Source organism: Amycolatopsis oliviviridis, from assembly GCF_014654365.1.
GTDB lineage: Bacteria > Actinomycetota > Actinomycetes > Mycobacteriales > Pseudonocardiaceae > Amycolatopsis > Amycolatopsis oliviviridis.
Map to the genome: position 1 here is coordinate 99792 of NZ_BNAY01000011.1, position 24719 is coordinate 124510.

Below are 24719 nucleotides of genomic sequence, written 5' to 3' on the forward strand. Positions count from 1 at the left end.
GGATGCGGAAGCTCACGGCCACGTGGTCGGTTCTGGCGATCACCGTTCTCGCACTGGCCGGGCTGACCCCGGCCGCGCAGGCGGCACCCGAAGACATCAAGGAGGCGCTCGGGCGTGTCCCCGGCCTGACGGTCGTTTCCGAGAATCCGGCGCCGACCGGGTACCGGTTCTTCAAGCTCACCTACACCCAGCCCATCGATCACCGCAGGCCGGGCGCCGGCACCTTCCAGCAGCGATTCACCTTGCTGCACAAGGAGTTCCGCTCGCCGACCGTGGTGTACACGAGCGGGTACAACGTGGGTGAATCGCCCAACCGCTCGGAGCCGACGCAGATCGTCGACGGCAACCAGCTGTCGATGGAGTACCGGTTCTTCACCCCCTCACGGCCGGACCGTCCGGACTGGGGCAAGCAGCTGACGATCTGGCAGGCCGCCGCCGACCAGCACCGCGCGGTCGAGGCGTTCAAGCGGCTCTATCCGGGCAAGTGGCTCGCGACGGGCGGCAGCAAGGGCGGCATGACCGCGACCTACTTCCGTAGGTTCTTCCCGAACGACGTCGACGCGACGATCCCCTACGTCGCGCCCAACGACGTCATCAACTCGCGCGACCGCTACAACCGGTTCCTGGCGAACGTCGGCGACGACCCCGCCTGCCGCTCGGCGCTCAAGGCGATCCAGCGTGACGTGCTGACGCGACGCTCGGAGTTCGCGGCGCTCGCCGCGGCCGACGCGACGAAGAACGGCTACACGTTCACGACCGTCGGCTCGGCCGACGTGTCGCTGGAGATCTCGGTGATCGACTCCTACTTCGCCTTCTGGCAGTACCAGCGGCAGTCGGACTGCGCGACGATCCCGAAGCCCGGCGCCCCGGCGGCCCAGGTCTACGCCTGGTTCGAACGCGTCGAGAGCCTCAACACCTACTCGGACCAGAACCTCGGGGCCTATGTCCCCTACTACTTCCAGGCGGCCTACCAGCTCGGTGCCCCCGAGTCGTACGAGGACTATCTCCGGGATCTGCTGCGTTACCCGGGCCGCAACGTGTCGCGGACGTTCGTGCCGAAGTCGGTCGACATCCCGCGGTTCGACCACCTGGCGATGCCGGACATCGACTTCTGGGTGAAGTCACAGGGGAAGCGGCTGCTGTTCGTCTACGGCGGGAACGACCCGTGGGGTGCCGAGCCGTTCCAGCTCGGCTTCGGCACGAAGGACTCCTACAGCTACACCGTTCCGGGCGGGAACCACGGCGCCCGGATCTCGCAGCTTCCCGCGGGCCAGGCCGCCGAAGCGACGAACACCGTACGGCGATGGGCGGGGCTGCCTCCGGTTTCCCCCGGGGTCAGCACGCGTTCGGTGCCCGCCGGGTTCCCGGACTTCGACGCGGACCTGAGCCTGCTGCACCGCCCGCGCCTCTGACGCCTCACGCGTTTCGTCCTCTGGTTGCGGTCCTTGCGTGTGCAAGTACCGCGACCAGAGGACGAAACGCGGCTACTTGATGCCGGCCGCGTCCATGCCGCGCAGTTCCTTCTTCAGGTCCGATACCTCGTCCCGCAGGCGGGCGGCGAGCTCGAACTGGAGGTCGCGCGCGGCCTGCATCATCTGGTCGGTCATCTGCTGGATGAGGTCGGCCAGTTCGGCGCGCGGCATCCCGGCGACGTCCTTGTCCGCGAGCATCCCGGAGCTGCGCACGCGGTCGCCCTGCTCGGGCTTCTTGCCGCGGGAGGCGTTGCGGCCCGAACCGCCGACGGCGACGGACTCCGTGTCCTCGGCCTCGCTGTAGACGCGGTCCAGGATGTCGGCGATCTTCTTCCGCAGCGGCTGCGGGTCGACACCCCGCTCCTCGTTGTAGGCGACCTGCTTGGCACGACGGCGATCGGTCTCGTCGATGGCGTGCTGCATCGAGTCGGTGATCTTGTCCGCGTACATGTGCACTTCGCCCGACACGTTTCGCGCCGCGCGGCCGATCGTCTGGATCAGCGAGGTCCCGCTGCGGAGGAAGCCCTCCTTGTCCGCGTCGAGGATCGCGACCAGCGAGACCTCGGGCAGGTCGAGACCCTCACGGAGCAGGTTGATGCCGACCAGCACGTCGAAATCGCCCGCGCGCAGCTGCCGCAGCAGCTCGACCCGGCGCAGCGTGTCCACCTCGGAGTGCAGGTACCGCACCCGGATGCCCAGCTCCAGCAGGTAGTCGGTGAGGTCCTCGGCCATCTTCTTGGTGAGCGTGGTGACCAGGACGCGCTCGTCCTTCTCGGCCCTGTCCCGGATCTCGTGCACCAGGTCGTCGATCTGGCCCTCGGTGGGCTTCACGACCACCTTCGGGTCGATCAGGCCGGTTGGCCGGATGACCTGCTCGACGAACTCGCCGCCGGCCTGTCCCATCTCGTACGGCCCCGGCGTCGCCGACAGGTAGACCGTCTGCCCGATCCGGTCGCTGAACTCCTCCCAGGTCAGCGGCCGGTTGTCGACCGCGCTGGGCAGCCGGAACCCGAAGTCGACCAGGTTCCGCTTCCGCGACATGTCCCCTTCGAACATGCCGCCGATCTGCGGGACCGTCTGGTGCGACTCGTCGATGACCAGCAGGAAGTCGTCCGGGAAGTAGTCGATCAGCGTGGCGGGCGCGGATCCGGCCTCGCGGCCGTCGATATGCCGCGAGTAGTTCTCGATACCGGAGCAGAACCCGACCTGGCGCATCATCTCGATGTCGTACGCGGTGCGCATCCGCAGCCGCTGCGCTTCGAGCAGCTTGCCCTGTTTCTCCAGCTCGGCGAGCCGCTCCTCCAGCTCGGCCTCGATGCCGTGGATGGCCTTCTCCATCCGCTCCGGGCCCGCGACGTAGTGCGTGGCCGGGAAGATGCGGACCTCGTCGACCTCTTTCACGATGTCGCCGGTGAGCGGGTGCAGGTAGTACAGCTTCTCGATCTCGTCGCCGAAGAACTCGACGCGGATCGCCAGCTCCTCGTACGCCGGGATGATCTCGACCGTGTCGCCGCGGGCGCGGAAGGTGCCGCGCGCGAAGGCGATGTCGTTGCGGGTGTACTGCACGTCCACCAGTGCGCGGAGGAAGACGTCCCGGTCGAGCTGCTCGCCGACCTTCAGCTTCGTCGACCTGTCGAGGTACGACTGCGGCGTGCCCAGACCGTAGATGCACGAGACACTCGCGACCACGATGACGTCGCGCCGGGACAGCAGGTTCATCGTCGCGGAGTGCCGCAGCCGCTCGACGTCGTCGTTGATCGACGAGTCCTTCTCGATATAGGTGTCCGTCTGCGCGATGTACGCCTCGGGCTGGTAGTAGTCGTAGTAGCTGACGAAGTATTCGACCGCGTTGTGCGGGAACAGCTCCTTCAGCTCGTTCGCCAGCTGCGCGGCAAGGGTCTTGTTCGGCGCCATCACCAGCGTCGGGCGCTGGACGCGCTCGATCAGCCAGGCCGTCGTCGCCGACTTGCCGGTACCCGTGGCACCGAGCAGCACGACGTCCTTCTCGCCCGCGTTGACCCGGCGTTCGAGCTCGTCGATGGCCGCCGGCTGGTCACCGGCGGGCTTGTACTCGCTGACCACCTCGAACCGGCCACCGGTCCGGGGGATGTCCGTGACGGGGCGGAAGTCCGACTGGGCGAGCACGGGGTGTTCGGATGCGAAAGCCACGGGAACCAGAGTAGGCGCTGGGTCCGACAGTTTCCGGTTCGCCTGGTCGACGCGCTACGAACAGTCACAGCAGGAACAGCAGTCGCAACCGTCACAACCGTCACAGTTGTTGCACCAGGCCTCGTGCGGCTTCCCGCTCCACGCCCCCGGGAAGGGGTCCCGGCAGCAGAACTGGCACGAGCAGCACATGTAGGTCGCCACCGCGCAGCCGAGGAAGAACCCTCTCGGCCGGGCGGGCACCCGGAACTTCGGCGTCCAGCAGCAGCCACCCTGACCATCGACCGGCGGGCCGCCGTGCTTCCTCTTCTTCGGCGGCTCCTGGGGCGGTCCCCCGCTGCCGGGAGCGCCTTGTGGCGGAGGCGGCGGCTGGTAACCGCCCTGCGGATACTGCTGATGCGGTCGCTGAGGCTGGTGGGGATGCTGTTGCGGCCGCGGTCCGGGTCCGATCCAGCCCGGTGGCGGCTGCTGCGGACCGTGGCCGTGCCCATGCCCGATGAGCCCGTGGCCGAACGAGCGTCGCACCGCCTGCCGCAGTTCGTGCACCAGCAGCGCGTGGACGAGCTTGGGCTGGTCGAATTTCACCTCGCGAAGGGCGAGTTCGACGCCGAGCACGGCGTCGTCGCACAGCCGCCGCGCCTCGGCGAGCCCGGTGCCGGTGGCCGTCAGCGGGTTCCACGCACCGGCGGCCTCGTCCTCGGCGAGGTCCTCGACGGCGTCGAGCAGATGCGCGGCCCTGCCGAACAGGCGTCCGGCCTCGGCCAGCGGCGCGGCGTTCTCCGGGCGGCCCGCCAGCGTGGCGGTGTAGGCGAACGCGGCCGAGGTCGCCAGCTCGGCGGGCTCCGTGGCGAGCACGGCCGAATCACCGAGGCGGACGGCGCGTTCGATCTCGCCCTGCCGGTCGACGGCCTCGGTCAGCACCGCCGTGTCGAACCCGATCCGGCTGCCCGTGCGGCTTCCCTGGTCCGCCCAGCGCGTCGCGACCCGCTTCGCGGCGAGAGAGACAGAACGCCGCGCGAAGGCGCCGTCGCGGTCCTCGACGTGGTCGGAGATCTTCGCCGAAGCCAACACCAGGGAGACCGCCGCCGCGAGCTGGGCGCCGCCGCCCTTCGCGACCGAGGTTCCCTTCATCGCCCGAAGCGGGCACGGGCCGGCGTCGCGCCGTCCTTCCGCACGCGGCGACTGGGCTTCGACGAGTGCCGAGATGATCAAGCCGTCGTAGTTCGTCACCATTCGGGCGAGATGTCCGTGTTCGTCGCGCAACGCCAGGCAAAGGCCGCACAGATGGGCGAGCCAATCCGCGTGCAGACCCGCGGAAAGCCGGTGACGGCACGGCCTGATGATCCCGAACATGCGTTGACTCCCCATTCACCCCTTCGGCGGAACCAGCGCACCTTATCCGGCCGAACGTCCGCACTCCTCCGAAACCGCGAAACCGTGATCGTCCCCCGGTTGGGCGGTGGTCGCGGACGCCGGGGCCTTCCAAGATGAGCGCATGACCGCGCTGCACCCGCCCAAGGTCGAGTACTTCGACCCGGCCACGAAGACCAACACTGACCCCAAAGGCGTCGTGAGGGACGTCGAGGAATACCGCGAAGAGCCCTTCGGCCTCTACATGGCGCGGCCGGCCCCGGGGCGGAAACAGTTCCACTACCTCGAATCCTGGCTGCTGCCGGATCTCGGCCTGCGGATCACCGACTTCTGGTTCAACCCCGGCCACGAACGCGATCAGGACTTCTACCTCGACGTCGTCGACATCCACCGCGAAGGCGGTGTCTGGGTCGCCACCGACCTCTATCTCGACCTCGTGCTGCGGGACAAGAAATCCGTCCAGGTGATCGACACCGACGAACTCCTCGGCGCGGTCACCTCCGGACTGCTCTCGCTCGCCGACGGCGAACGCGCGCTCGGCGTCAGTCACGCGACCGTGGACGGCCTCGCCACCCACGGGCACGATCTGCGCGGCTGGCTGTCCACAAAGGACGTCGCGCTCGGCTGGCGACGGCACTGACCCGCCCACATCCACCGATCGGTTGATCCTGGCTCATCCCTTGGGCGAGCGGTTCCTGTCCAAGGGAGGGATTCCCGGCAGGCCGCCCTCACGGGACTCTCGATCACGAACCGATCGAGAGGGGGCGGATACCGATGGTCATCGAGACCGAGGGAGTCCGAGAACGGATCGGCGGACGACGAGACGCGGGAATCGCGCCGTTCGCCAGGACACCGGTGCTGGCGATCGCCGGCGCGATGGGCGCGGTCCTCGCGGCGACGGCGGGCCGGTACGGCTATTTCGGCGACGAACTCTATTTCCTGGCGGCCGGTCGACATCTGGACTGGGGGTATGCCGACCAGCCGCCGCTCTTGCCGCTCCTGGCACGCCTGATGGACGCGTTCGGCGCCGATTCGCCGTTCGTCCTGCGGATCCCGGCGATGCTGGCGACGGTCGCGGGGGTCGTGCTGACCGCGTTGATCGCCAGGGAACTGGGCGGCGGCCGCCGGGCGCAGGTGATCGCGGCGGGGACGTTCGCGGTGTCGATCCAGATGCTCGGCGGCGGGCACTACCTGGCGACCAGCACCCTGGACCCGTTCCTGTGGACACTGGTGCTCTGGCTGCTCGTCCGGTGGACGCGGACCCGCGCGGACGGGCTCCTGCTCTGGAGCGGCGTGGCGACCGGCTTCGCGCTGAACACGAAGTTCCTCATCGGGGCGTTCTGGGTCGTCGCGCTGGCCGCCGCGGTGGCCGTCGGACCCCGCGACCTCGTCCGCCGTCCGGCGCTCTGGATCGGCGCGCTGATCGCCGCCGCGATGATCGCGCCCACGCTCGTCTGGCAGGCGGCGAACGGCTGGCCGCAGCTGACCATGGGAGCGGCCATCTCCCAGGAGGTCTCGGAAGGCTGGGGTGGGCGGGTCACGTTCGTCCCGACGCTGGTGGTGACCGCGGGGGTTCCGGTGGGGATGGTCCTGCTCTGCTACGGCCTGTGGCGGCTGCTGCGCTCCGAACGCCTGCGGCCGTACCGGTTCCTGGGATGGACGGCGCTCGGCGTGCTCGCCGTGTTCCTGCTGGCGAACGGGCGGTACTACTACGCGGCGGGGATGTTCGCCCCGCTGTTCGCCGCCGCCGCGGTGGAGATCGAAGCGGGTCAGGCGTCGAAGTACTGGCGCTGGATCGCCACCTGGCCGGTGTACGTCGTGGCCGCGGCGATCGCGATCCCGCAGACGCTGCCGATCCTCCCGCAGTCGACGCTGACGAGCACGCCGGACTGGGCGCGGCCGCTCTTCGCCGACGAGGAGGTCGGCTGGCGGGAGATCACCGAGTCGGTGGCGCAGGCCTACCGCGCCGTCCCGGACCCGGCGGGCACCGGCATCGTCACGGCGAAGTACTGGCAGGCCGGTGCCATCGACCACTATGGACCCGAGCTGGGCCTTCCGTCGCCGTCGAGCCCCAACCGCGGTTACGTGACGTTGCCGAGGCCGCCGGAATCGGCACGGGACATCCTGTTCGTCGGGAACGACCCGTCGGTGCTTGTGCCGTACTTCACGCGAGTGCGCGAGGTGGGCGCGCTCGACAACCGGGCCGGGATCCCGAACGTGAGTCAGGGCATGAAGATCTGGCTGGCCACCGGCCGGACCGGGAGCTGGGACACGGTGTGGCCGAAACTCACGGACTGGGGCTTCTGAGCCTCGCCGGTCCTCCCACGCCCGACGCGCCACTCCGGTGGCACGTAAGGTGCGAGAGGACCGGCACCCGAGGGATCTGCGAGGACTGGATGGAAGCCGCCAGCGCGGCCGAAACACCGACCGCGTCCGGTGTGGCGTTCGCCCGGCTCCCGGTGGCGCTGCTCGCCGCCGCGGCCGCGGCGGCCCTGCTGGCGACGGCGTGGCGATACGGCTACTTCGGCGACGAACTGTACTTCCTGTCCGCCGGGAAGCGGCTGGCCTGGGGATACGCCGACCAGCCGCCGGCACTCCCGTTCCTGGCGCTGGCGATGGATTCGCTCGCGCCGGGCAACGTCTTCGTCTTCCGCCTCCCCGCCGTCCTCGCGACGGCCGCCGGCGTGGTGTTCACCGGCCTCATCGCCTACGAGATGGGCGGCGACCGCCGGGCGCAGACCCGCGCCGCCGCCGCGTACGCGATCTGCGGGCAGTTCCTCGGCAGCGGGCACTACCTGGCCACCTCGACGATCGACCCGGCGCTGTGGGCGCTCATCGCGTGGCTGCTCGTGCGGTGGATGCGGACCCGGGACGACAACCTGTTGCTGTGGCTGGGTGTCGCCACCGCCGTCGCGCTGAACGTCAAGCTCCTCATCGCGACCTTCTGGGTCGCCGCCGGCGTCGCGATCCTCGTCTTCGGTCCCCGGGATCTGTTGCGCAGGCCCAAACTCTGGATCGGCGCGGGGATCGCCGCGCTCTCGCTGGTGCCCACCCTCTGGTGGCAGGCCTCGAACGGCTGGCCGCAGCTGGAGATGGGCGACGTCATCGCGCACGAGACCACCGGTGGCTGGAGCGGCCGCGCCGGATTCCTGCCCGCCCTGCTGACCGGCGCCGGGCTGGGCATCGGTGTCATCGGTGTCCTTTATGGACTCTGGGTGCTGCTGTTCTCGGCGAAGCTGCGGGAGTTCCGGTTCCTCGGCTGGGCCACCGTCGGCGTGATCGCCCTGTTCATCCTGTCCAACGGCCGGTACTACTACGCGGCGGGGATGTTCGGGGTGCTGTGGGCGGGTGCGGCCGTCCACTTCGGACAGCTGAAGCCGTCCTTGTGGTTCCGCTGGATCCCGACCTGGCCGGTGTTCCTGCTCTCCGCGCTGTACACCCTCCCCTACGCGCTGCCGGTGTGGCCCGCCGCCTGGCTCGCCGAAGGCCGGGACGTCCCGCGCCCGGCGTACGCGCTGGAGGAGATCGGCTGGCCGGATCTCGCCCGTTCGGTCGCGGACGCCTATCACCGGCTCCCACCGGAGCAGCGGGCGCGCACCACGCTCGTCACCGCCGGGTATTGGCAGGCCGGAGCGCTGGACCGGTACGGCGCCGACTACGGGCTCCCCGCCGCGTACAGCCCGAGCCGGGGCTTCTGGTACTTCGGCCATCCGCCCGAGACCGCGGACAGCGTGCTGTTCGTCGGGCCCGATCCGGCGCGACTGCTGCGTTCCTTCACCGATGCCCGGATCGTTTCCCGCGTGGACAACGAACTCGGCGTCCGCAACGTGAGCCGCGAAATGCCGATCTGGCTCGTCACCGGCCACACCGAATCCTGGGCGTCCGCGTGGCCGGGATTGCGGGAATTCCGGGTATGACCAGTTGGATCCGGTGGCAGGACTCGCTGTGGCCGTCGCCCGACGAGGGGGATTCGCCGTGGCGGCCGTGGAGCGGCCGGATCGAGAACTTCCTCCCGTACGCGCTGCTGGCGCTGAGCACGGTGCTCAGTCTCCTGCTCTCCGGCCGGGATCCGGCGGTCACCCTGGGGCTGGTGGGGATCGCCGCGGTCTGGCTTCTGCTCACCTTCACGCTGCTGCCCGAGCGGTGGGCCGGACATCCCGTCGTGGCCGCGGTTTCGTTCGCCGGGCTCGTCGCGATCGCCGCGGTGCTCGAAGGACACGACACGGTCTTCCTCATCTTCATGATCACCGGGTTCTTCGACGCGATGCGGCTTCGGCCCGCCCCGCTGTCGCTGGCCGGGATCTTCGTGGTCTCCGCGCTGATCAACACGATGCCCGACGGCGGCCCGGTGCGGGCGTTCGCCGAGCAGCCCGCGCTGTGGACCGTGATCACGCTGGTGCAGACGGCCGCCGTCGGCGGGGGCGGACTCGCCTCGTCGGCGATGGCGCGGCAGCACGCGGAACGCAAGCGCATGCTCGACGAACTGGCCGCCGCCCAGGAGGAGAACGCGGTCCTGCAACGGCAACTGCTGAGCCAGGCGCGCGAAGCGGGCGTCCTCGACGAGCGTCAGCGGCTGAGCCAGGAAATCCACGACACGCTCGCCCAGGGTTTCACCGGCATCATCACCCAGCTGGAAGCCGCGGACGAGGCGAAGAACGAACCTGCGGAGTGGCAGCGGCACGTCGGCTCCGCGATGGCACTGGCGCGGGAAAACCTGACCGCCGCCCGGCGTTCGGTGCGCGCGCTCGGCCCGCAGCCGCTGGCCACCGCGACCCTGCCCGACGCGCTCGACGAGGTCTCCCGGCTGTGGAGCGGGAGGACCGGGATCGAAGTCCGGTTCACCACCACCGGGACCGCGCGGGCGCTGCATCCCGAGATCGAGGCGACGCTGCTGCGGATCACGCAGGAGGCACTGACCAACGTCGAGAAGCACGCCGCCGCCGCGATCGTCGGGCTCACGCTGTCCTACATGGCCGATCAGGTGACCGTCGACATCCGGGACGACGGCCGGGGGTTCGAGCCGGACACCGCGCGGCCGTCGGGTGACAGCGGCTTCGGTGTTCCCGGGATGCGCGCCCGCGTCGCCCGGCTGGCGGGAACGCTGCATCTCGAATCGGAGCCGGGCGGCGGGACCGCCGTTTCGGCCAATCTGCCCGCCATCGCGCTGGAGGCCCGGCCATGACGATCACGCTGCTGATCACCGACGACCATCCCATCGTCCGTGACGGGCTGCGCGGGATCTTCACCGCGGACCAGGGATTCGAAGTGCTCGGGGAAGCGTCCTCGGGCGATGAAGCCGTGGCACTGGCGGAGAAACTCCGCCCCGACGTCGTGCTGATGGACCTGCGGATGCCGGGCTCCGGCGGGGTGGCGGCGATCGCGAAGCTGGCGAAACTCCGTAATCCCGCGCGAATCCTCGTGCTGACGACCTACGACACGGACACCGACGTCGTCCCGGCGATCGAAGCGGGCGCGACCGGTTACCTGCTCAAGGACGCGCCTCGCGAGGAGCTCTTCCGCGCGGTCCGGGCGACGGCGCGCGGCGAAGCGGTGCTCTCCCCCGCCGTCGCCGACCTGATCCTGGGCAGGATGCGCGCACCCGCGCCGGAACCGCTGAGCCGCCGCGAGCTCGAAGTCCTCACCTTGATCTCGCGCGGTTCGACCAACAAGGAGGCCGCGAAGCTGCTGTTCATCAGCGAGGCCACGGTGAAGACGCACCTCGTGCACGCCTACGCCAAGCTCGGGGTGAAGGACCGCGCGGCCGCCGTCGCGACCGCGTTCGAACGAGGACTTCTCGGAAGCTGAGGCCTACGGGGTCCAGCCCGTCGACGCCGCCCACGCGTCGGCGCGGGTGAAGGCCGCGTCGACCCAGACCTGCTTTTCGTCGGTGTAGCGCTCGACTGTCCCGTCGCCGGCGTGCTTCGTGGCCATGGCGTTCTTGACCGCCGCATAGGCGTCGCGTTCGTCCGGGTTCTGCCGCAGCCACTCCGGGAAGAGCAGCGCGAGCCGCCAGGCAGGCGTTTCCTGGGACCGGACGTGCAGGTTGACCGGGCGGCGCGGGTCGCCGCCGAAGTGGAACCGCTTCGGCCAGGTGCCCTCTTCACCGTGCGCGTCGTCGAACCACTCGCCTTCCGCACGGGGGAACCCGGCGTCGGAGAGCGCGTCCGCCAGTTCGTCGGCCTTGTCCAAAGTGGACACCGTCAGCTGGAGGTCGAGGATGTCCTTCGCGGGCAGCCCCGGCACCGAGGTCGAACCGATGTGATCGACGCGCACGGCATTGTCGCCCACCACAACGCGGATCCGGGCGAGCGCCCGCTCGGCCTGCACGGGCCACGTCGGGTCGTACTCCGCGATCTTCGGCGACATCGGCGCCCGCGGCTTGCGGAGCCGCACGTTCGCTTCGAACGGGGTCAGCCTGTCCGCCCACAGCGCGTCGACGTCGGCTAGCACGATGTCGGGGGCGCCGCTGTTGTCGAACCAGACGTCGGCCACCGCCCGGCGCTGCTCGGTCGTGGCCTGCGCCTTGATCCTGGCGCGCGCGTCGGACTCGGCCATCCCCCGCGACTCGACCAGACGGCGGACCCGGACCTCTTCCGGCGCGTCGACCACGACGACGAGGTGGTACATCGGCGCGAGCCCGCCTTCGACGAGCAGCGGGATGTCGTGGACGACGATCGCGTCCGGTCCCGCGGCCGCCATCAACTCGGCCGTCCGGGCGCCGACCTTGGGGTGGACGATCGAGTTCAGCAGCTTGCGGGAGTCTTCGCCGGCGAACGCCTTCGCGGCGAGCGCTGCGCGATCGAGCGAACCATCGGACGCGAGGATGTCTTCCCCGAACGCCTCGACGAGCTCGGCGAGACCCGGCGTGCCCGGCTCGACGACCTCCCTGGCGATCTTGTCGGAGTCGATGAGGACGGCGCCGTGCTCGGAAAGCCGGTTCGCCACCGTCGATTTTCCGGCGCCGATCCCGCCGGTCAGGCCCACACGCAGCATGACGATCAGCCTAGTGGCGCGATCAGGGGTGACCGCGCAGGGTCACCGGATAAGCACGTCCGGCACAGAAGGAGGTAAAAGGCAAGATCATCGTGACGCGAGACTCAACCTTTACGGGTGACACGCCGGGCGGTTACGCGGCTTCGGGGGCTTGATTGCGTACCGTGCGCGGCGAAGGTAGCCCACACGGAGGAACGATGTCAGACGGCAAGCACGTCGGAAGGCACCGGCTCGGAACGCCGGGCCTGGTGCACTGTGTCCTTCATCGTCCCGTGGCCGAAGCCCTCGCCGAATACCGGCGGACTTGGCTGAGCGCGCTCCTGGTCCCCGCCAAGCACAGCTTCGCCGGGCTCCGTCGCAAGGCCCGCGCGGCCGCTCTCGAACGCATCTGGGTGCCGGCCGTCCGGCCCGCCACCTCTTGACCGCTTCCCCTCCACCCCCGCATTTAGTCCTCTGAATGCGGGGGTTGTCTCGTGCGCGTTTCGTCCTCTGGATGCGGTAGTTGCACGCGCAAGGAACGCATCCAGAGGACGAAATGCGAAAAGACAGCGGCCCCGGTCCGAGATGGACCGGGGCCGCTGTCTGTCAGCTACTGGCTGAGCGCCTGGATCACGCGCCGCCCGACAGCTTCTCGCGGAGAGCTGCGAGCTGCTCGTCGCTGGCGAGCGTGCCGCCGCTCTTGGCCTCGGCCGGAGCGGAGGTGTAGCTCTGCTCGCCCGAGTCGCCGGAGGTGACACCGGTCGCGGCGTCGGCCGCGGCTTCCGCGTCGGCCTCGGCGGCCTTGACGACCTGCTTCATGTGAGCCTCGTAGCGGGTGTGAGCCTCGGCGTACTGACGCTCCCACTCCTCACGCTGCTTGTCGAAGCCTTCCTGCCACTCCTGGGTGTCCGGGTCGAAGCCTTCGGGGTAGATGTAGTTGCCCTCGGCGTCGTACTCGGCGGCCATGCCGTACTGAGTCGGGTCGAACTCGGTCTCCGGCGTGACGCCCTCGTTCGCCTGCTTCAGCGACAGCGAGATGCGACGACGCTCGAGGTCGATGTCGATGACCTTGACCATCACGTCGCCGTTGACCTGGACGACCTGCTCCGGGATCTCCACGTGGCGCTCGGCCAGCTCGGAGATGTGCACCAGGCCCTCGATGCCCTCCTCGACGCGCACGAACGCACCGAACGGGACGAGCTTGGTGACCTTGCCCGGCACGATCTGGCCGATCGCGTGGGTGCGGGCGAACTGACGCCACGGGTCTTCCTGGGTCGCCTTCAGCGACAGCGAGACGCGCTCGCGGTCCATGTCGACGTCCAGAACCTCGACCGTGACCTCCTGGCCGACCTCGACGACCTCGGACGGGTGGTCGATGTGCTTCCAGGACAGCTCGGAGACGTGCACCAGGCCGTCGACGCCACCCAGGTCCACGAAGGCACCGAAGTTGACGATGGACGACACGACGCCCTTGCGGACCTGGCCCTTGGCGAGCGCGTTGAGGAACTCGCTGCGCACCTCGGACTGGGTCTGCTCCAGGTAGGCGCGGCGGGACAGGACCACGTTGTTGCGGTTCTTGTCCAGCTCGATGATCTTCGCCTCGAGCTCGCGGCCGACGTACGGCTGCAGGTCGCGCACGCGGCGCATCTCGACCAGCGACGCCGGCAGGAAGCCGCGCAGGCCGATGTCCAGGATGAGGCCGCCCTTGACGACCTCGATGACGGTGCCCTTGACGGGCTCGTCCTTCTCCTTGAGCTCCTCGATCGTGCCCCAGGCGCGCTCGTACTGCGCACGCTTCTTGGACAGGATCAGACGGCCTTCCTTGTCCTCCTTCTGGAGAACCAGGGCTTCGACCTCATCGCCGACGGTGACAACCTCAGCCGGGTCGACATCGTGCTTGATGGAGAGCTCACGCGAGGGGATGACACCCTCGGTCTTGTAGCCGATGTCGAGCAAGACCTCATCGCGATCGACCTTGACGATCGTTCCTTCGACGATGTCGCCATCGTTGAAGTACTTGATCGTCTTGTCGATCGCAGCGAGGAAGTCTTCCTCCGACCCGATGTCGTTGATAGCGACTTGCTGGGGCCCGGCGGGGGCGGTCGGGGCGGTGGCGGTGTCGGTCGTCATTAGGCGGGTTGCTCCGGTGGATGGGAAGTAGTGGGTTTGCAGTTAGGGCACCATGGGCTCTTCCGGCATGAGGCGACCACATTTGCAAACGTCCACAGGGAACGACCGCGAGTATCACCGCATACGGTGCGCGACCCCCTGACCCGGACGCTGAGCGAACCGGGGGAAAGAGTAGCGCGAACCCACTGCGCTAACAGATATCCTACGCGGCCCCCTGTACACGGCACAATCAGGGTGCCTACCGCGATCACGCCGGGCGGATAAGCTCTCCCCCACAGCCCTGACCTGGGGAAAGGATATCGGTTTGAGTCAGCAGTCCGTCACGGAGCCCGAACGGCACGCGCAGGCCGAGGAGCGGCTCGGCACCGCGGGGGTCGCCTATCGGGCGGTCTCCGCGCCGGAGGCGACGGCCGCGAACCTGGCGTGGTGGGACGCCGACGCCGACGACTACCAAGCGACCCACGGCGGTTTCCTCGGCGACGCGGACTTCGTCTGGTGCCCAGAGGGCGTCCGCGAGGCCGACGTCGCGCTCCTGGGTGAAGTCGGCGGCAAACGGATCCTCGAAGTCGGCTGCGGGCAGGCGGCCTGTTCGCGCTGGCTCGCCGCGCAGGGCGCCGACGCGGTGGCGACCGATCTTTCGGCGGGCATGCTCCGGCACGCGCGGGAAGGCAACGAGCGCACCGGCACCCCGGTCCCGCTCGTGCAGGCGACCGCGGAGTCGCTCCCGTTCGCCGACGCGAGCTTCGACGCGGCGTGCTCGGCCTTCGGCGCGGTCCCGTTCGTGGCCTCCGTCGACGTCGTGTTCGCCGAAGTGCACCGGGTGCTCCGGCCGGGCTCCCGCTGGGTGTTCTCGGTGACTCACCCGATGCGGTGGATCTTCCCCGACGATCCCGGCCCGCAAGGCCTCACCGTCACCCAGCCATACTTCGACCGCACGCCGTACGTCGAGGTCGACGAAGAGGGTGTCGCGACCTACGTCGAGTACCACCGCACCATCGGCGACTACGTCCGCGCGCTCGCCGACGCCGGTTTCGCGCTGACGGACCTCATCGAGCCCGCCTGGCCGGAAGGTCACTCCCGCACCTGGGGACAGTGGAGCCCCTTGCGCGGCAAGCTCTTCCCGGGCACCGCGATCTTCTGCACCCAGCGGGGATGACCTCGGCGGCGGAGTGCCAGCGGGCGCGGTTCGCCGCGCTCGACCCCCTGCTTCCGCCGCCACCTCCGCTCCCGCGCGGGGAGCCCCTCGAAGCGGGTGGCGCCGCCGGGACGATCGCGCACGTGCGGTTCCCGGCGGGTTCCTGGCAGCGGCTGTGGAGCCCGGCGCATCTGCAGATCCTTTCGGCGGTCCTCCCGCGCGACGCCGGCGCGGGGATGAGCGCGCTGCTGTCCGCCTGGCGCGAGCGGGTCGCGCTCGCCGACGCCGAACCCGATTCGTCGTGCACGGTCACCTGGCCCAGCCGGGACGCCGAGGTCGCGCGGGCCCTGCTCGACCACGGGCTCGCGCCGCAGCTGGCGCTGGCCGTCCGCGCGCCCGCCAAGGGCGAGGCGTGTTCGGTGCCGGGCGTGACCGTCCGGGAGTCCTCCGGCGGCGACCTGGAGGAGATCGCCGCCCTTCGTTTCGAAGAACTTCGCTACACCTCGTTCGTCGGTCACGGCGTCGTCCGGCCCGGGGCCGCGACCCTGCTCGCGGAAGAGGTCCGGCGCGGCCTGCAGTTCGGCGGCCGCGTCTGGGTCGCCGAAGAGGACGGCGTCACGGTCGGGATTGTGACCAGCGGAAAGCGTTCGCCGATCCCCGGTGACGCGCTCGCCGGACGGCTGCGGCCCGGCGAGTGGGGCTACCTCGGCACGCTGGCGGTCACCGCGGCCGCCCGGGGCCGCGGGATCGGGCGCGCGCTGACGGCCGTCGCGCACGACGAGCTGTTCTCGCCGTCGCTGCGCGGTACCTTCGTCTCGTACAATCCGGCCAATCCGCTTTCCCCGGTCTTCTGGCACCGGCAGGGTTATCGTCCTCTGTGGACGACGTGGGCGGCCAGCCCAGCCTCGGCCCTGCGGTAGCGGCGACGGGCGCGGCCGACCCTGGGGACAGGATGGAAATCGAGAAGACGTTGTTCGACGCGCACCGCGCACGGTTCGCGGCGATCGACAGGCAGCTGCCCGAAGCGGCCCCGCCCCCGGTCGTCGGCGAGCGCGTCGACGCCGCGACCGCGTCGGGCGTCCAGGTCACCGGTGTGGTCCAGCGCCAATTGCATGGTCCGGACGACGTCCCGCTGCTCTGGTCCGCCGCCGACGTGCGCCAGCTGTTCCCGTTCGTCGGGAACACCGGCACCGAGGGCATGGACGTCCTGCTGCGCGCCTGGCGGACGTGGATGGACGCCGAATCACCCGGCGAGGATTCGTCCTGCGTGGTGAATTGGCCAAGCCGGGACGCCGAGGCGATCCGCGCGTTCCTCGACCACGGGCTGGTGCCGATGTCCGCGCTCGCCGTGCGCACCGGATGCCACCGCGACGAGAAGGCCGACGACGGCGTGGCCGTCCGCCGGGCCAGGAAGGACGACTTCGACGACGTCCTCGCGATGGCCGTGTCGACCCACGACTACATCGGCCAGGTCGCGACCCGGCACCGCGCGAACGCCGCCGAGCTGCTCGCCCCGGCGCTGGAACGCGCCCTCGACAAGGACGCCCCGCTGCTGTGGCTGGCCGAACGGGACGCCCGCGTCGCCGCGTTCGCGCACGGCGCCTGGATCACCTCGTCGCCGGGGTCGGCCGAGGCCGAACTGCTCCCCCACGGCCGCTGGGGTTACGTCAACAACGTCGTCACCGTGCCGGGCCTGCGCGGCGGCGGCCTCGGCCAGGCCTTGATGTCCGTGGTGCACAAGGAGTTCTCCGCCGACGGCGCGGACGGCACGTACCTCTACTACAACCCGACCAACCCGCTCTCCTCGGTGTTCTGGCACCGGCAGGGTTATCGTCCACTGTGGACGTCCTGGGAGGTCCACCCGGCTTCCGCCCTGCGTTAGCCGAAATGCACAGTTTGCGGAGGTTTCGTCACTCTTGCGTGTGACGTGGGCCCCCCTCGGTTGTGCACCTCCCAGGTCAGGGCTAACTTTTGAACTGACCAGTCAGTTTAAAAGTTCCACGAGTCGCCGACCTGGGAGTTCTTCGTGCGGGTTCAAGCCGACAGGGTGTCCGTGACCGGACCCCACGGCACGTTGCTGTCGCCTACTTCGCTCACCGTCTCGGGCGGTGAGCTGGCGATCGTGCACGGCGAGCCAGGAGTCGGCGTCACCGCCTTCGGGCTGGCCTTGGCGGGCAGATTGAAGCCCGCCACCGGGACCGTGACCGTCGAGGGCGGCGACCCGCGGAAGGTCGTGGCCGTCGTCGACTCCCCCGGCGTGAGCGAACCGGACGGCGCGTTGTCGCTGCAGGTCGTCGTCGGGGAGGAACTCGAACTGGCGAAACGCCCGGCGAACAAGGCCGCCGTGGCGAGCTGGCTGGCCGAGCACGACGCCGCCGCCTTCGCCACCACCCGCTTCGAAAACCTCGAAGCGGTGACGCGCACCCGCCTGCTGACCGCGCTCGCCGCGCACCGCGAGGGCGTCGGCGTCCTCGTGCTCGACACCCCGGACAGGCACACCAGCGACGTCGACAGCTGGGCGCGGCTCGCCCGCGAGTACGCCGAGCGCGGCCTCGCCGTCATCGTCCTGACCGCCACCACCCCGGTTTCGGCCCTGCCGGAGAAGCCCGCCCTGTGCGGCGCTCTCGACCAGCCCGATCCCGTGCGCTGCGCACCCGTCGAGATCCCGGCGGAGACGACGCTGGAAGCGACCGTGGCGGACGACACCGAGAAGACTTCAGGAGACCAGGAATGAACCCCGTCCGGATCGCCGCCAACGAGCTGCGCCGGCTGAGCAGTGGCGTCCTGCCCAAGCTCGCCATGGTCGCGCTCGTCCTGGTGCCGCTGCTCTACGCGTCCTTCTACCTTTACGCGAACTACGACCCGTACTCGCGCCTCGACAAGCTGCCCGCCGCCGTCTTCACCTCCGACGCCGGCGCGAAGGACTCGGCGGGCGCGGAACGCAACGTCGGCCGCGAGGTCACCGACGAACTGGTCAAGTCCGGCACCTTCCAGTGGCACGAGGTCTCACAGGACGAGGCCCTCAAAGGCGTCCGCAACGACAACTACTCGTTCGCCATCGGCATCCCGCGCGACTTCTCCACCGCGCTGCTGTCTTCGGGCAACCTCCAGCCCCAGCAGGCGACGATCACGCTGACCACCAACGACGCCAACAACTATCTGTCCGGCACCATCGCGAAACAGGTGGCCGAACAGGTCCGCAAGACGATCGCGGAGAAGGTCGGCAGCGAGGCGGCGGACAAGTTCCTGGTCGGTTTCTCCACGATCTACGGCAAGATCCAGGAAGCCTCGACCGGCGCTTCGCAGCTCGCCGACGGCGCCGGCAAGCTCAAGACTGGCCAGCAGCAACTGGCCGACGGCGCCAATCAGCTCGCCTCCGGCAGCTCACAGCTCGCGACCGGGCTCGGCACCCTGAAAACCAGTACCGCCCAGCTCCCCGCCCAGACCCAGAAACTCGCCGACGGCGCCGGTCAGGTCGCCGACGGGAACCAGAAGGTCTCCGACGCGGCCTCGCTCGCGGCGACGGCGTCCGGCGACATCCAGGCCAAACTCGACGGCTACCGCACCCAGCTCGCGCAGGACCTGCGCGCCGCCGAGGTCCCCGAGGCCAAGGTCCAGGAGATCCTGAGCCGCCTCGACACCCTCCGCTCACCGGTCGACCAGGCGAACACGAGGATCCAAGGCGCGAACAGCCAGCTCGTCCAGCTCGCGTCCGGCGCGCGGCAAGTGTCCGACGGTGCGCACCAGCTGGCCTCGGCCACGCCGCAGCTCACCAGCGGGATCGCGCAGGCAGCCGACGCGTCGACGCAGATCCGGGACGGCGCCGCGAAGCTGAACGACGGCGAGAAGACCGCCGTCACCGGCACGAACCAGCTCGCCGACGGCGCGGTGCAACTGCGCGACGGGCTCGCCGCCGGGCTCAAGGAGATCCCGAACCCCGACGACCCCACCCGCGCGGCGACCGCCAACACCATCGCCGACCCGGTCGCGGTCAACTCCTCCGGCGTCGCCTCGGCCGGGACCTACGGCGCGGGCCTCGCCCCGTTCTTCATCTCCCTGGCCACCTGGATCGGCGCGTTCGTGCTGTTCCTGTTGCTGCGCCCGCTCTCCACCCGCGCGCTGACCGCCGGCGCGTCGCCGTTCAAGGTCGCGCTCGGCGGCTGGCTTTCCTCGGCCCTGCTGGGGATAGCGCAGGTGATCGTGCTGTTCGGCGCGGTGACCTGGCTGGTCGGCATCGACGTCGCGCATCCGCTCGGCGCGATCGGGTTCGCGATCCTGGTGTCGCTCACGTTCACCGCCGTGGTGCACGCGCTCAACTCGTTCTTCGGCGCCGTCGGGAAGTTCCTCGGCCTGGTACTGCTGGTGCTTCAGCTGGTGAGCGCGGGCGGCACGTTCCCCTGGCAGACCATCCCGGACGCGCTGTACCCGTTGCACATCGTGCTGCCGATGGGTTACGCCATCGACGGGTTCCGGCACCTGCTCTACAGTGGCGCCTCGATGGAGATCCTCGGTGACATCGGAGTCCTGGTGGCGTATCTGGTCGGCGGCATCCTCGTTTCGACGCTGGCGGCACGGAAACGGCGCACCTGGACGGTTTCCGCGCTGAAACCCGAGCTCGCGTTGTGAGTCCCCGGGCCGAGGCGACGAAGCAGAAGTTGTTCGAGGCGACGCTGCGGCTGTCCGCCAGCCGCGGCCTCGTCGGGCTGACGGTCGACGACATCGCGGCCGAGGCGAAGGTCGCCAAAGGCACCGTCTACTACAACTTCGGCAGCAAGGACGGTCTGGTCGACGCACTGCTGCGCTACGGCGTCGGCGTGCTCGCGGACCGGCTGCGCGCGGCCACCGGCGACGGCGATCCGATGGACGTCATCTCCGCGCAGGTGGACGGCGCGCTGGAGTTCATCGCCGAATACCCCGGTTTCTCGCAGATCCTGGTGAGCGAGATGTGGCGTACGCCGGGCACCTGGCACGAGACGCTGACCTTGCTGCGCGAGGAGATCATCTCGATCGTGCGCGAACAGCTGCACCGGCTGGACGCCGCCGGGCGGCTGCCCGACGGCGTCCAGATCCCGACCGCCGCGGCCGGGTTGTTCGGCACGATGCTGGTGGTCGCCCTCGATTGGCAGGTGTTCCAGCCGAAGCGGACGCGGGCCGATGTCCGGGAATCGGTGATGGTGCTGGTCCGGGGTCTCGGGCGCTAACGCGGATCTCGCGTGATCGGAGCCGGATCTCGCGTGATCAAGGCCGGAACTCACGTGCTTGGAGCCGGATCTCGCGTGACTGGAGCCGGAACACAAGGTCGGCGCGAGTTCCGGCTCTGATCACGCGTGTTCCGGCTCTGATCACGTGTCTTCGGTCTCCCGGACCCACTTCAGCTTCACCTCGAAGTTCCCCTCCAGCCCCGTTTTCGCGATGACCGCGCCCGCCTGCGCGGTCAGCTTGACACCGAACTTGAGCTCGACCTCGTCCGGTCCCTTGGTCATCGACCGGAAGGTGTCCAGCGCCGCCGCGGCCGCGTCCCGCACGTTCGCCAGTGCCGCTTCGAAGGATCCCTTGGTGTCCTCGATCAGGTCGTCGCGCCGGGAGATCCGGGAAGTGCCCCGGACAGGGTCGATCTCGACGATTACCGAACCGCCGCCTTCGAGCGGGAACCGCGCCAGGTCGTTCACCGGTGCTCCTTCACTGTCCACAGGGGATTGCCAGCCATTCGCCGGGCTGGATGCTCTTCTTGACGTCGTCGAGCTGCTTGAGCAGGATGTCCAGCCGGTCCCGGTTGCTCAGGTATTCCAGGACGGCACGGTGGAAGGCGCCGGTCATCGTCGCGGGCATCAGGTCGGAGGCGTCGAAGCACAAGGCGGACGCCGAGGTGATCGTGTCCGCGACCTTCCGGCTCACCTGGTCCGGATAGACGTCGAGGCCGAGCTTCTTGTGAGCGGAGAACGCGTTCGCGCGGGGAATCGACGGCCAGATCCGCTGTGCCTTCTCCGAGGCCAGGTATTCGATCAGTTTTCGTGCCTGGGGCGTGTTCTTGAACATGCCCGCCAGGTCGGCGGCGACCTCGGAGACGTCCCGTCCGGGGAAGGAGAGGAAGTCGAAATCGGTGCCGGGCTCGGGGAACGACCCGTCGGGCCGCTTGAAGTTCTGGTAGCGGCTCATGATGAACGACGCCTGGTGTTCGAGCGCGCAGCCCGGCGGGTCGGTGAACATCCGCTTGCCCGCGTCGCCGAAGTCGGTCAGCAGCGCGGCCGCGGTGCCACCGCGGATCGCGGCGGGTTCGAGTACGGAACCCCAGTCCAGCCAAGCCTGTTTGACCTCCGGTGAGGTCCAGTCCAGGCTGCCCGACGCCCACCGCCAGTACCGGTCGGGGCCCGCCGAATGCAGCAGGATGTCCTCGATCCAGTCCGTTCCCGGCCAGCCCGAGGTGGGCGGGGCCCCCATCCCGACACACCACGGCGTACCGCCCGCCGCCGTCAGCCCGGCGGAGAACGTGCGGAGACCTTCGAACGTCGTCGGGCGGATCCCGGTCAGCCGGGCCGGGTTGTACCAGATCAGGCTCTTGAGATCGGCCTTCACCGCGACCGCGTACAGCGTCTGGGTGCCGATCTTCTGGAGGGTCACCCACTGCGGGCTGAAGGACCGGTTCACGGCGGTGGAGAGGTCGTCGTCGAGCGGCAGCAGGTCGCCCGACTTCTGGTACTTGGCCAGCACTCCCGCGTTGGGCAGGACGGCCACGTCCGGCGGGGTACCGCGCTGGACGTCGGAGGCGAGCACCTGGTCGACGGCACGCGTTCCCTGGTAGAGGTAGTCGATCCCGGTGTCGGCCTTGAACGCGTCCAGCACCTGCCGGAAGGCCTTTTCCTCCTCCCCGCTCCAGGACGCGAGGACGACGACCGGTCCGTCCTCCACCGACGCCGAACAGCCGCCCGCCACCAGCGACAGCGCCATCACCGAAGCCAGCAGGCGTTTCACCGGCGGTACCGGTATTCGTCGATCCGGGCGTGCAGCCCGAGCAGGACCAGTCCGCCCGCGAGCAGGGTGCCCGCCGGGATCAGGAACTCCCTGCCGCCGGACTCGGCCGCGTCGGAGGCGTCGGCCGCCACCGCCTTCACGCCCGCCGTCGCCACCCGCGTGTTGTCCGTCGCCACCGTGGTGGTCTGTCGCGCCTTCGACCGGAATTCGTCCGCCGTGAACCCGCATCCCTGCTCCTCGTCGCAGTACTCGGTCAGCAGGTCGGCGAGCCGTCGCTGGCCCGCGTCGTCGGCGGCCTGGATCTGCCCGCCCCGCGCGGCGGCGACACCGTCGAGCCGCTCCCCGACCGAATCCAGCCGGTCGCGGCTGATCAGCGTGAACACCAGGGCGGCCCCGATCGCGGTGACGAGCACGGTCGCCGCGAGCAACGGGACGTTCGCCACGCGGCGGAAGCGTTTCTTCAGGTACAGCTGGGTGAGCACAAGAAGCACCAGGAGGGCCAGCACCGGCAGAAGCCACAGCGGGAGCAAGGGGAGGCTCATCCCGGTGGACGACAGCTGCCGGTCCAGCGCGTCACGTTGCCTGCCCTGCAACGCTTCCAGCTCCTCCAGGACCCCGCCGGGGGCGTGCAGCAGCCGTGAAGCGTGCCAGAGATCGACAGCGCCCAGCACGGCGGCGTCCGGCTGGCGGAAGTGGACGTCGGCCTGCCCGATGGAGCCCGAGTAGGCCGCGACCTGGCTTTCCACCACCTGCAGCGCGTTACCGCCGTCCTCCCCCGCCTGATTGAACTCCGCGACCCGCGCGAGGCTCTGGCTCGCCAGCGCCAGCTGATTCGCGTACTCCTGCCCCGGACCGGCGAGTTTCGCTTCGCCGGAGGCGAAACTCGCGACCGCGGCGGCGTCGGCGGCCACCAGTGCCGCGCGGGCGGCGGTCACTTCGAGCACCGCCTGCGAAGTGCGGTCGCGGACGGTCTCCGCGGTGTTCTGGACACTGTGGAACGCCCACAGCGAGACCACCAGGACCGCGAGGGTGAGCGCCAGCAGCGCGGTGCGGAGCCGGACCAGCCGCACCCGGGTCGGCGTCACGAAACCGCCTCGCCGAACGGTCTTCCGCAGCCGACGCAGAAGTTCGCCCCGGCGGGGGAAAGCGCGGGACAGGCGGCGCAGGCGACCGGCGAGGCATCGAGCATCGGCCGATCTTCCTGCGGAAGAGCGATTTCCGAAACCCTCGACGGGATGACGACGTGCAAAGCGTGACTGCGCGTCGCGTCCGAGCGCAGGCGCACGACCCCTTTCTCCGCGTCGACGATCTCCACGACCCCCGAGAGACGGCTGAGCGTCTCTTCGTCACCCGCGGCCGTGGCCAGGGTGACCGCCCTCCCCCAGTACTGCTCGGCCGCGGCCTGGTCCCCCGCCGCGTAGGCGTCACCGCCGGCGGTCAGCGCTTCGCCGAGATCGGCCTGGGCCGCGTATTTCGAGACCATCGGGTGAACCAGCGTCGGCGGGACAGGATCGTGCGTCCACCGCCCGGCGATGGGCAGCGCGTCCTCGCCTGCCGTCGCCCCCGGAACGGGCACGAGTTCCGTCCAAGCGAGCTGGCGGTCCTGTCCGTGGCTGGGTTCGAGGTCGGGATCGAGATCGAGGATCAGCTGATAGTCCCGCGTCTCCTCGCTCGCGAACGAACCGAGTGAGAGCTCCAGCTCGCGGACGGCGACCTCCTGACACCGGTCGGTGAGGTCGTACTCGTCCGGGAACACCTGTTTGACCGACCGCAGCCTGCTGAACGGCATGGTGCCGATGCGCAGCCGGACCTCGGGCAGCACCTTCGTCATCGCGCTCTCGACGAGCTGCCGGAAATCCTCGGCGAGCCGGTCGTCGTCGACGACGGAATCGACGTTCCCGCGCAGCACCCGGCCGATCTGGGTGAGTTCGGTGGGTTCCCAGCCGTCGCCGATTCCCCTGGCGTCGCAGACGAACCGGCCCTCGCAGCTGTTCAGCACGCTCATCAGGGCGGCCCTGGTCTGCGAATCGTTGCGGCCGTCGGTGAGGAGGATCGCGTGCCGGACGGCGTCGGGCGCCCGTTCGAAGAGTTCGCGGGCCTTGGTGAGCCAGGCGCCCATCGCGGTGCCGCCGACCGCCACGAGACGCTCGACAGCGGCACGGGCCTCCGCCCGGGTCCGCTCGGAAGCGGTCACCAGGCCGTCCTCGGCCGGGTAGATCACGTTCGCGTGCTCGGTGCCCTGGATGACGGCGAACCGCACGCCGTCGGGGAGGACGTCGATGGCCGCCGCGGCGGCCCGCCGGGCCTCGCCGATCTTGGTGCTGGGGAAACGCATCGAGCTGGAGCAGTCGATCATCAGGACCTCGGCGGCCGACCGGCCGGCGGTACCTTCACCGCCACGCGAGACGACCCGGACGATCGCGGTCATCGCCCGGTCGCCCTCCGCGAGGAACTTGTTCTGGTGCACCTCGATGCCCAGACTCGGCCGCGTCATCGATCCCCTT

General features: G+C 69.7%; 21 protein-coding genes. 13 read left to right on the top strand and 8 right to left on the bottom strand.

Going from position 1 to position 24719, the window contains the following annotated elements; translation table 11 throughout:
• Positions 1-2 precede the first annotated feature (2 nt).
• The gene (locus IE302_RS36480) at positions 3-1412 is read left to right on the top strand and encodes a S28 family serine protease (protein WP_191259016.1); all 1410 of its coding nucleotides are present in this window, start codon (positions 3-5) and stop codon (positions 1410-1412) included.
• Positions 1413-1484: 72 nt separating this feature from the next.
• On the opposite strand, the gene uvrB is transcribed toward IE302_RS36480, so the two are convergent.
• The gene (gene uvrB / locus IE302_RS36485; RefSeq protein ID WP_308436940.1) at positions 1485-3641 is read right to left on the bottom strand and encodes an excinuclease ABC subunit UvrB; all 2157 of its coding nucleotides are present in this window, start codon (positions 3639-3641) and stop codon (positions 1485-1487) included.
• A gap of 54 nt (positions 3642-3695) precedes the next feature.
• Entirely contained in the window at positions 3696-4991 is a 1296-nt protein-coding gene (locus IE302_RS36490) for a DUF5685 family protein (protein ID WP_191259017.1), read from the bottom strand.
• A gap of 142 nt (positions 4992-5133) precedes the next feature.
• Between IE302_RS36490 and IE302_RS36495 the strand changes: the two genes are divergently transcribed.
• The 5 genes from IE302_RS36495 to IE302_RS36515 all read left to right on the top strand — a co-directional run bounded on the left by IE302_RS36495 (position 5134) and on the right by IE302_RS36515 (position 10814).
• The gene (locus tag IE302_RS36495; RefSeq protein ID WP_191259018.1) at positions 5134-5649 is read left to right on the top strand and encodes a ribonuclease FAU-1 family protein; all 516 of its coding nucleotides are present in this window, start codon (positions 5134-5136) and stop codon (positions 5647-5649) included.
• A 134-nt stretch (positions 5650-5783) separates the two neighbouring features.
• Entirely contained in the window at positions 5784-7316 is a 1533-nt protein-coding gene (locus tag IE302_RS36500; RefSeq protein WP_191259019.1) for an ArnT family glycosyltransferase, read from the top strand.
• Positions 7317-7405: 89 nt separating this feature from the next.
• Positions 7406-8926 (top strand): ArnT family glycosyltransferase, encoded by a 1521-nt coding sequence (locus IE302_RS36505; RefSeq protein WP_191259020.1) that lies wholly within the window; start codon positions 7406-7408, stop codon positions 8924-8926.
• Entirely contained in the window at positions 8923-10191 is a 1269-nt protein-coding gene (locus IE302_RS36510; protein ID WP_191259021.1) for a sensor histidine kinase, read from the top strand. The genes IE302_RS36505 and IE302_RS36510 overlap by 4 nt, the downstream gene beginning before the upstream one ends.
• Positions 10188-10814 (top strand): response regulator, encoded by a 627-nt coding sequence (locus IE302_RS36515; RefSeq protein ID WP_191259022.1) that lies wholly within the window; start codon positions 10188-10190, stop codon positions 10812-10814. Before IE302_RS36510 ends, IE302_RS36515 begins: the two co-directional genes overlap by 4 nt.
• Positions 10815-10817: 3 nt before the next feature.
• On the opposite strand, the gene coaE is transcribed toward IE302_RS36515, so the two are convergent.
• Complete coding sequence (gene coaE, locus IE302_RS36520) at positions 10818-12002, bottom strand: dephospho-CoA kinase (RefSeq protein ID WP_191259023.1); 1185 nt, start codon at positions 12000-12002, stop codon at positions 10818-10820.
• A 197-nt stretch (positions 12003-12199) separates the two neighbouring features.
• On the opposite strand from coaE, the gene IE302_RS36525 reads away from it, so the two are divergent.
• Positions 12200-12424: a hypothetical protein gene (locus IE302_RS36525; RefSeq protein ID WP_191259024.1), complete on the top strand. Its 225-nt coding sequence runs from the start codon at positions 12200-12202 to the stop codon at positions 12422-12424.
• 187 nt (positions 12425-12611) lie between these two features.
• Here the strand turns inward: IE302_RS36525 and rpsA are convergent, their stop codons facing one another.
• Positions 12612-14111, bottom strand: coding sequence for a 30S ribosomal protein S1 (gene rpsA, locus IE302_RS36530; protein ID WP_005159322.1), 1500 nt, complete (start codon positions 14109-14111; stop codon positions 12612-12614).
• Positions 14112-14415: 304 nt separating this feature from the next.
• Between rpsA and IE302_RS36535 the strand changes: the two genes are divergently transcribed.
• The 6 genes from IE302_RS36535 to IE302_RS36560 all read left to right on the top strand — a co-directional run bounded on the left by IE302_RS36535 (position 14416) and on the right by IE302_RS36560 (position 20447).
• Positions 14416-15267 carry a class I SAM-dependent methyltransferase gene (locus IE302_RS36535; RefSeq protein ID WP_191259025.1) on the top strand — a complete coding sequence of 284 codons (852 nt, stop codon included), beginning with the start codon at positions 14416-14418 and terminating at the stop codon, positions 15265-15267.
• Entirely contained in the window at positions 15264-16166 is a 903-nt protein-coding gene (locus tag IE302_RS36540; protein ID WP_191259026.1) for a GNAT family N-acetyltransferase, read from the top strand. Before IE302_RS36535 ends, IE302_RS36540 begins: the two co-directional genes overlap by 4 nt.
• Positions 16167-16198: 32 nt before the next feature.
• Positions 16199-17128: a GNAT family N-acetyltransferase gene (locus IE302_RS36545; protein WP_191259027.1), complete on the top strand. Its 930-nt coding sequence runs from the start codon at positions 16199-16201 to the stop codon at positions 17126-17128.
• 144 nt (positions 17129-17272) lie between these two features.
• Entirely contained in the window at positions 17273-17980 is a 708-nt protein-coding gene (locus IE302_RS36550; protein ID WP_191259028.1) for an ATP-binding cassette domain-containing protein, read from the top strand.
• On the top strand, positions 17977-19872 hold the full coding sequence (locus IE302_RS36555) for a YhgE/Pip domain-containing protein (protein WP_191259029.1): 1896 nt from the start codon (positions 17977-17979) through the stop codon (positions 19870-19872). Before IE302_RS36550 ends, IE302_RS36555 begins: the two co-directional genes overlap by 4 nt.
• Positions 19869-20447: a TetR/AcrR family transcriptional regulator gene (locus tag IE302_RS36560; protein ID WP_191259030.1), complete on the top strand. Its 579-nt coding sequence runs from the start codon at positions 19869-19871 to the stop codon at positions 20445-20447. Before IE302_RS36555 ends, IE302_RS36560 begins: the two co-directional genes overlap by 4 nt.
• Positions 20448-20588: 141 nt before the next feature.
• Here IE302_RS36560 and IE302_RS36565 read toward each other — a convergent pair whose 3' ends face one another.
• From IE302_RS36565 to IE302_RS36580, 4 genes are read right to left on the bottom strand one after another with little or no spacing between them, the layout of a single operon-like run.
• Positions 20589-20915, bottom strand: coding sequence for a CU044_2847 family protein (locus tag IE302_RS36565; protein ID WP_191259031.1), 327 nt, complete (start codon positions 20913-20915; stop codon positions 20589-20591).
• A 10-nt stretch (positions 20916-20925) separates the two neighbouring features.
• Positions 20926-22215: an ABC transporter substrate-binding protein gene (locus tag IE302_RS36570; RefSeq protein WP_191259032.1), complete on the bottom strand. Its 1290-nt coding sequence runs from the start codon at positions 22213-22215 to the stop codon at positions 20926-20928.
• Positions 22212-23300, bottom strand: coding sequence for a GlnX family signal transduction membrane protein (locus IE302_RS36575; RefSeq protein WP_191259033.1), 1089 nt, complete (start codon positions 23298-23300; stop codon positions 22212-22214). The genes IE302_RS36570 and IE302_RS36575 overlap by 4 nt, the downstream gene beginning before the upstream one ends.
• Positions 23297-24709 (bottom strand): vWA domain-containing protein, encoded by a 1413-nt coding sequence (locus IE302_RS36580; protein ID WP_191259034.1) that lies wholly within the window; start codon positions 24707-24709, stop codon positions 23297-23299. The genes IE302_RS36575 and IE302_RS36580 overlap by 4 nt, the downstream gene beginning before the upstream one ends.
• Between the last annotated feature and the right edge of the window lie 10 nt (positions 24710-24719).

Excerpts from the sequence above, each read along its gene's own strand:
- IE302_RS36525 (WP_191259024.1), top strand. The coding sequence starts at position 12,200 with ATGTCAGACGGCAAGCACGTCGGAAGGCACCGGCTCGGAACGCCGGGC.
- rpsA (WP_005159322.1), bottom strand. The coding sequence starts at position 14,111 with ATGACGACCGACACCGCCACCGCCCCGACCGCCCCCGCCGGGCCCCAG.
- IE302_RS36545 (WP_191259027.1), top strand. The coding sequence starts at position 16,199 with ATGGAAATCGAGAAGACGTTGTTCGACGCGCACCGCGCACGGTTCGCG.
- IE302_RS36500 (WP_191259019.1), top strand. The coding sequence starts at position 5,784 with ATGGTCATCGAGACCGAGGGAGTCCGAGAACGGATCGGCGGACGACGA.
- coaE (WP_191259023.1), bottom strand. The coding sequence starts at position 12,002 with ATGCTGCGTGTGGGCCTGACCGGCGGGATCGGCGCCGGAAAATCGACG.
- IE302_RS36555 (WP_191259029.1), top strand. The coding sequence starts at position 17,977 with ATGAACCCCGTCCGGATCGCCGCCAACGAGCTGCGCCGGCTGAGCAGT.
- IE302_RS36480 (WP_191259016.1), top strand. The coding sequence starts at position 3 with ATGCGGAAGCTCACGGCCACGTGGTCGGTTCTGGCGATCACCGTTCTC.
- IE302_RS36505 (WP_191259020.1), top strand. The coding sequence starts at position 7,406 with ATGGAAGCCGCCAGCGCGGCCGAAACACCGACCGCGTCCGGTGTGGCG.
- IE302_RS36515 (WP_191259022.1), top strand. The coding sequence starts at position 10,188 with ATGACGATCACGCTGCTGATCACCGACGACCATCCCATCGTCCGTGAC.
- IE302_RS36540 (WP_191259026.1), top strand. The coding sequence starts at position 15,264 with ATGACCTCGGCGGCGGAGTGCCAGCGGGCGCGGTTCGCCGCGCTCGAC.
- IE302_RS36495 (WP_191259018.1), top strand. The coding sequence starts at position 5,134 with ATGACCGCGCTGCACCCGCCCAAGGTCGAGTACTTCGACCCGGCCACG.
- IE302_RS36490 (WP_191259017.1), bottom strand. The coding sequence starts at position 4,991 with ATGTTCGGGATCATCAGGCCGTGCCGTCACCGGCTTTCCGCGGGTCTG.
- IE302_RS36510 (WP_191259021.1), top strand. The coding sequence starts at position 8,923 with ATGACCAGTTGGATCCGGTGGCAGGACTCGCTGTGGCCGTCGCCCGAC.
- IE302_RS36580 (WP_191259034.1), bottom strand. The coding sequence starts at position 24,709 with ATGACGCGGCCGAGTCTGGGCATCGAGGTGCACCAGAACAAGTTCCTC.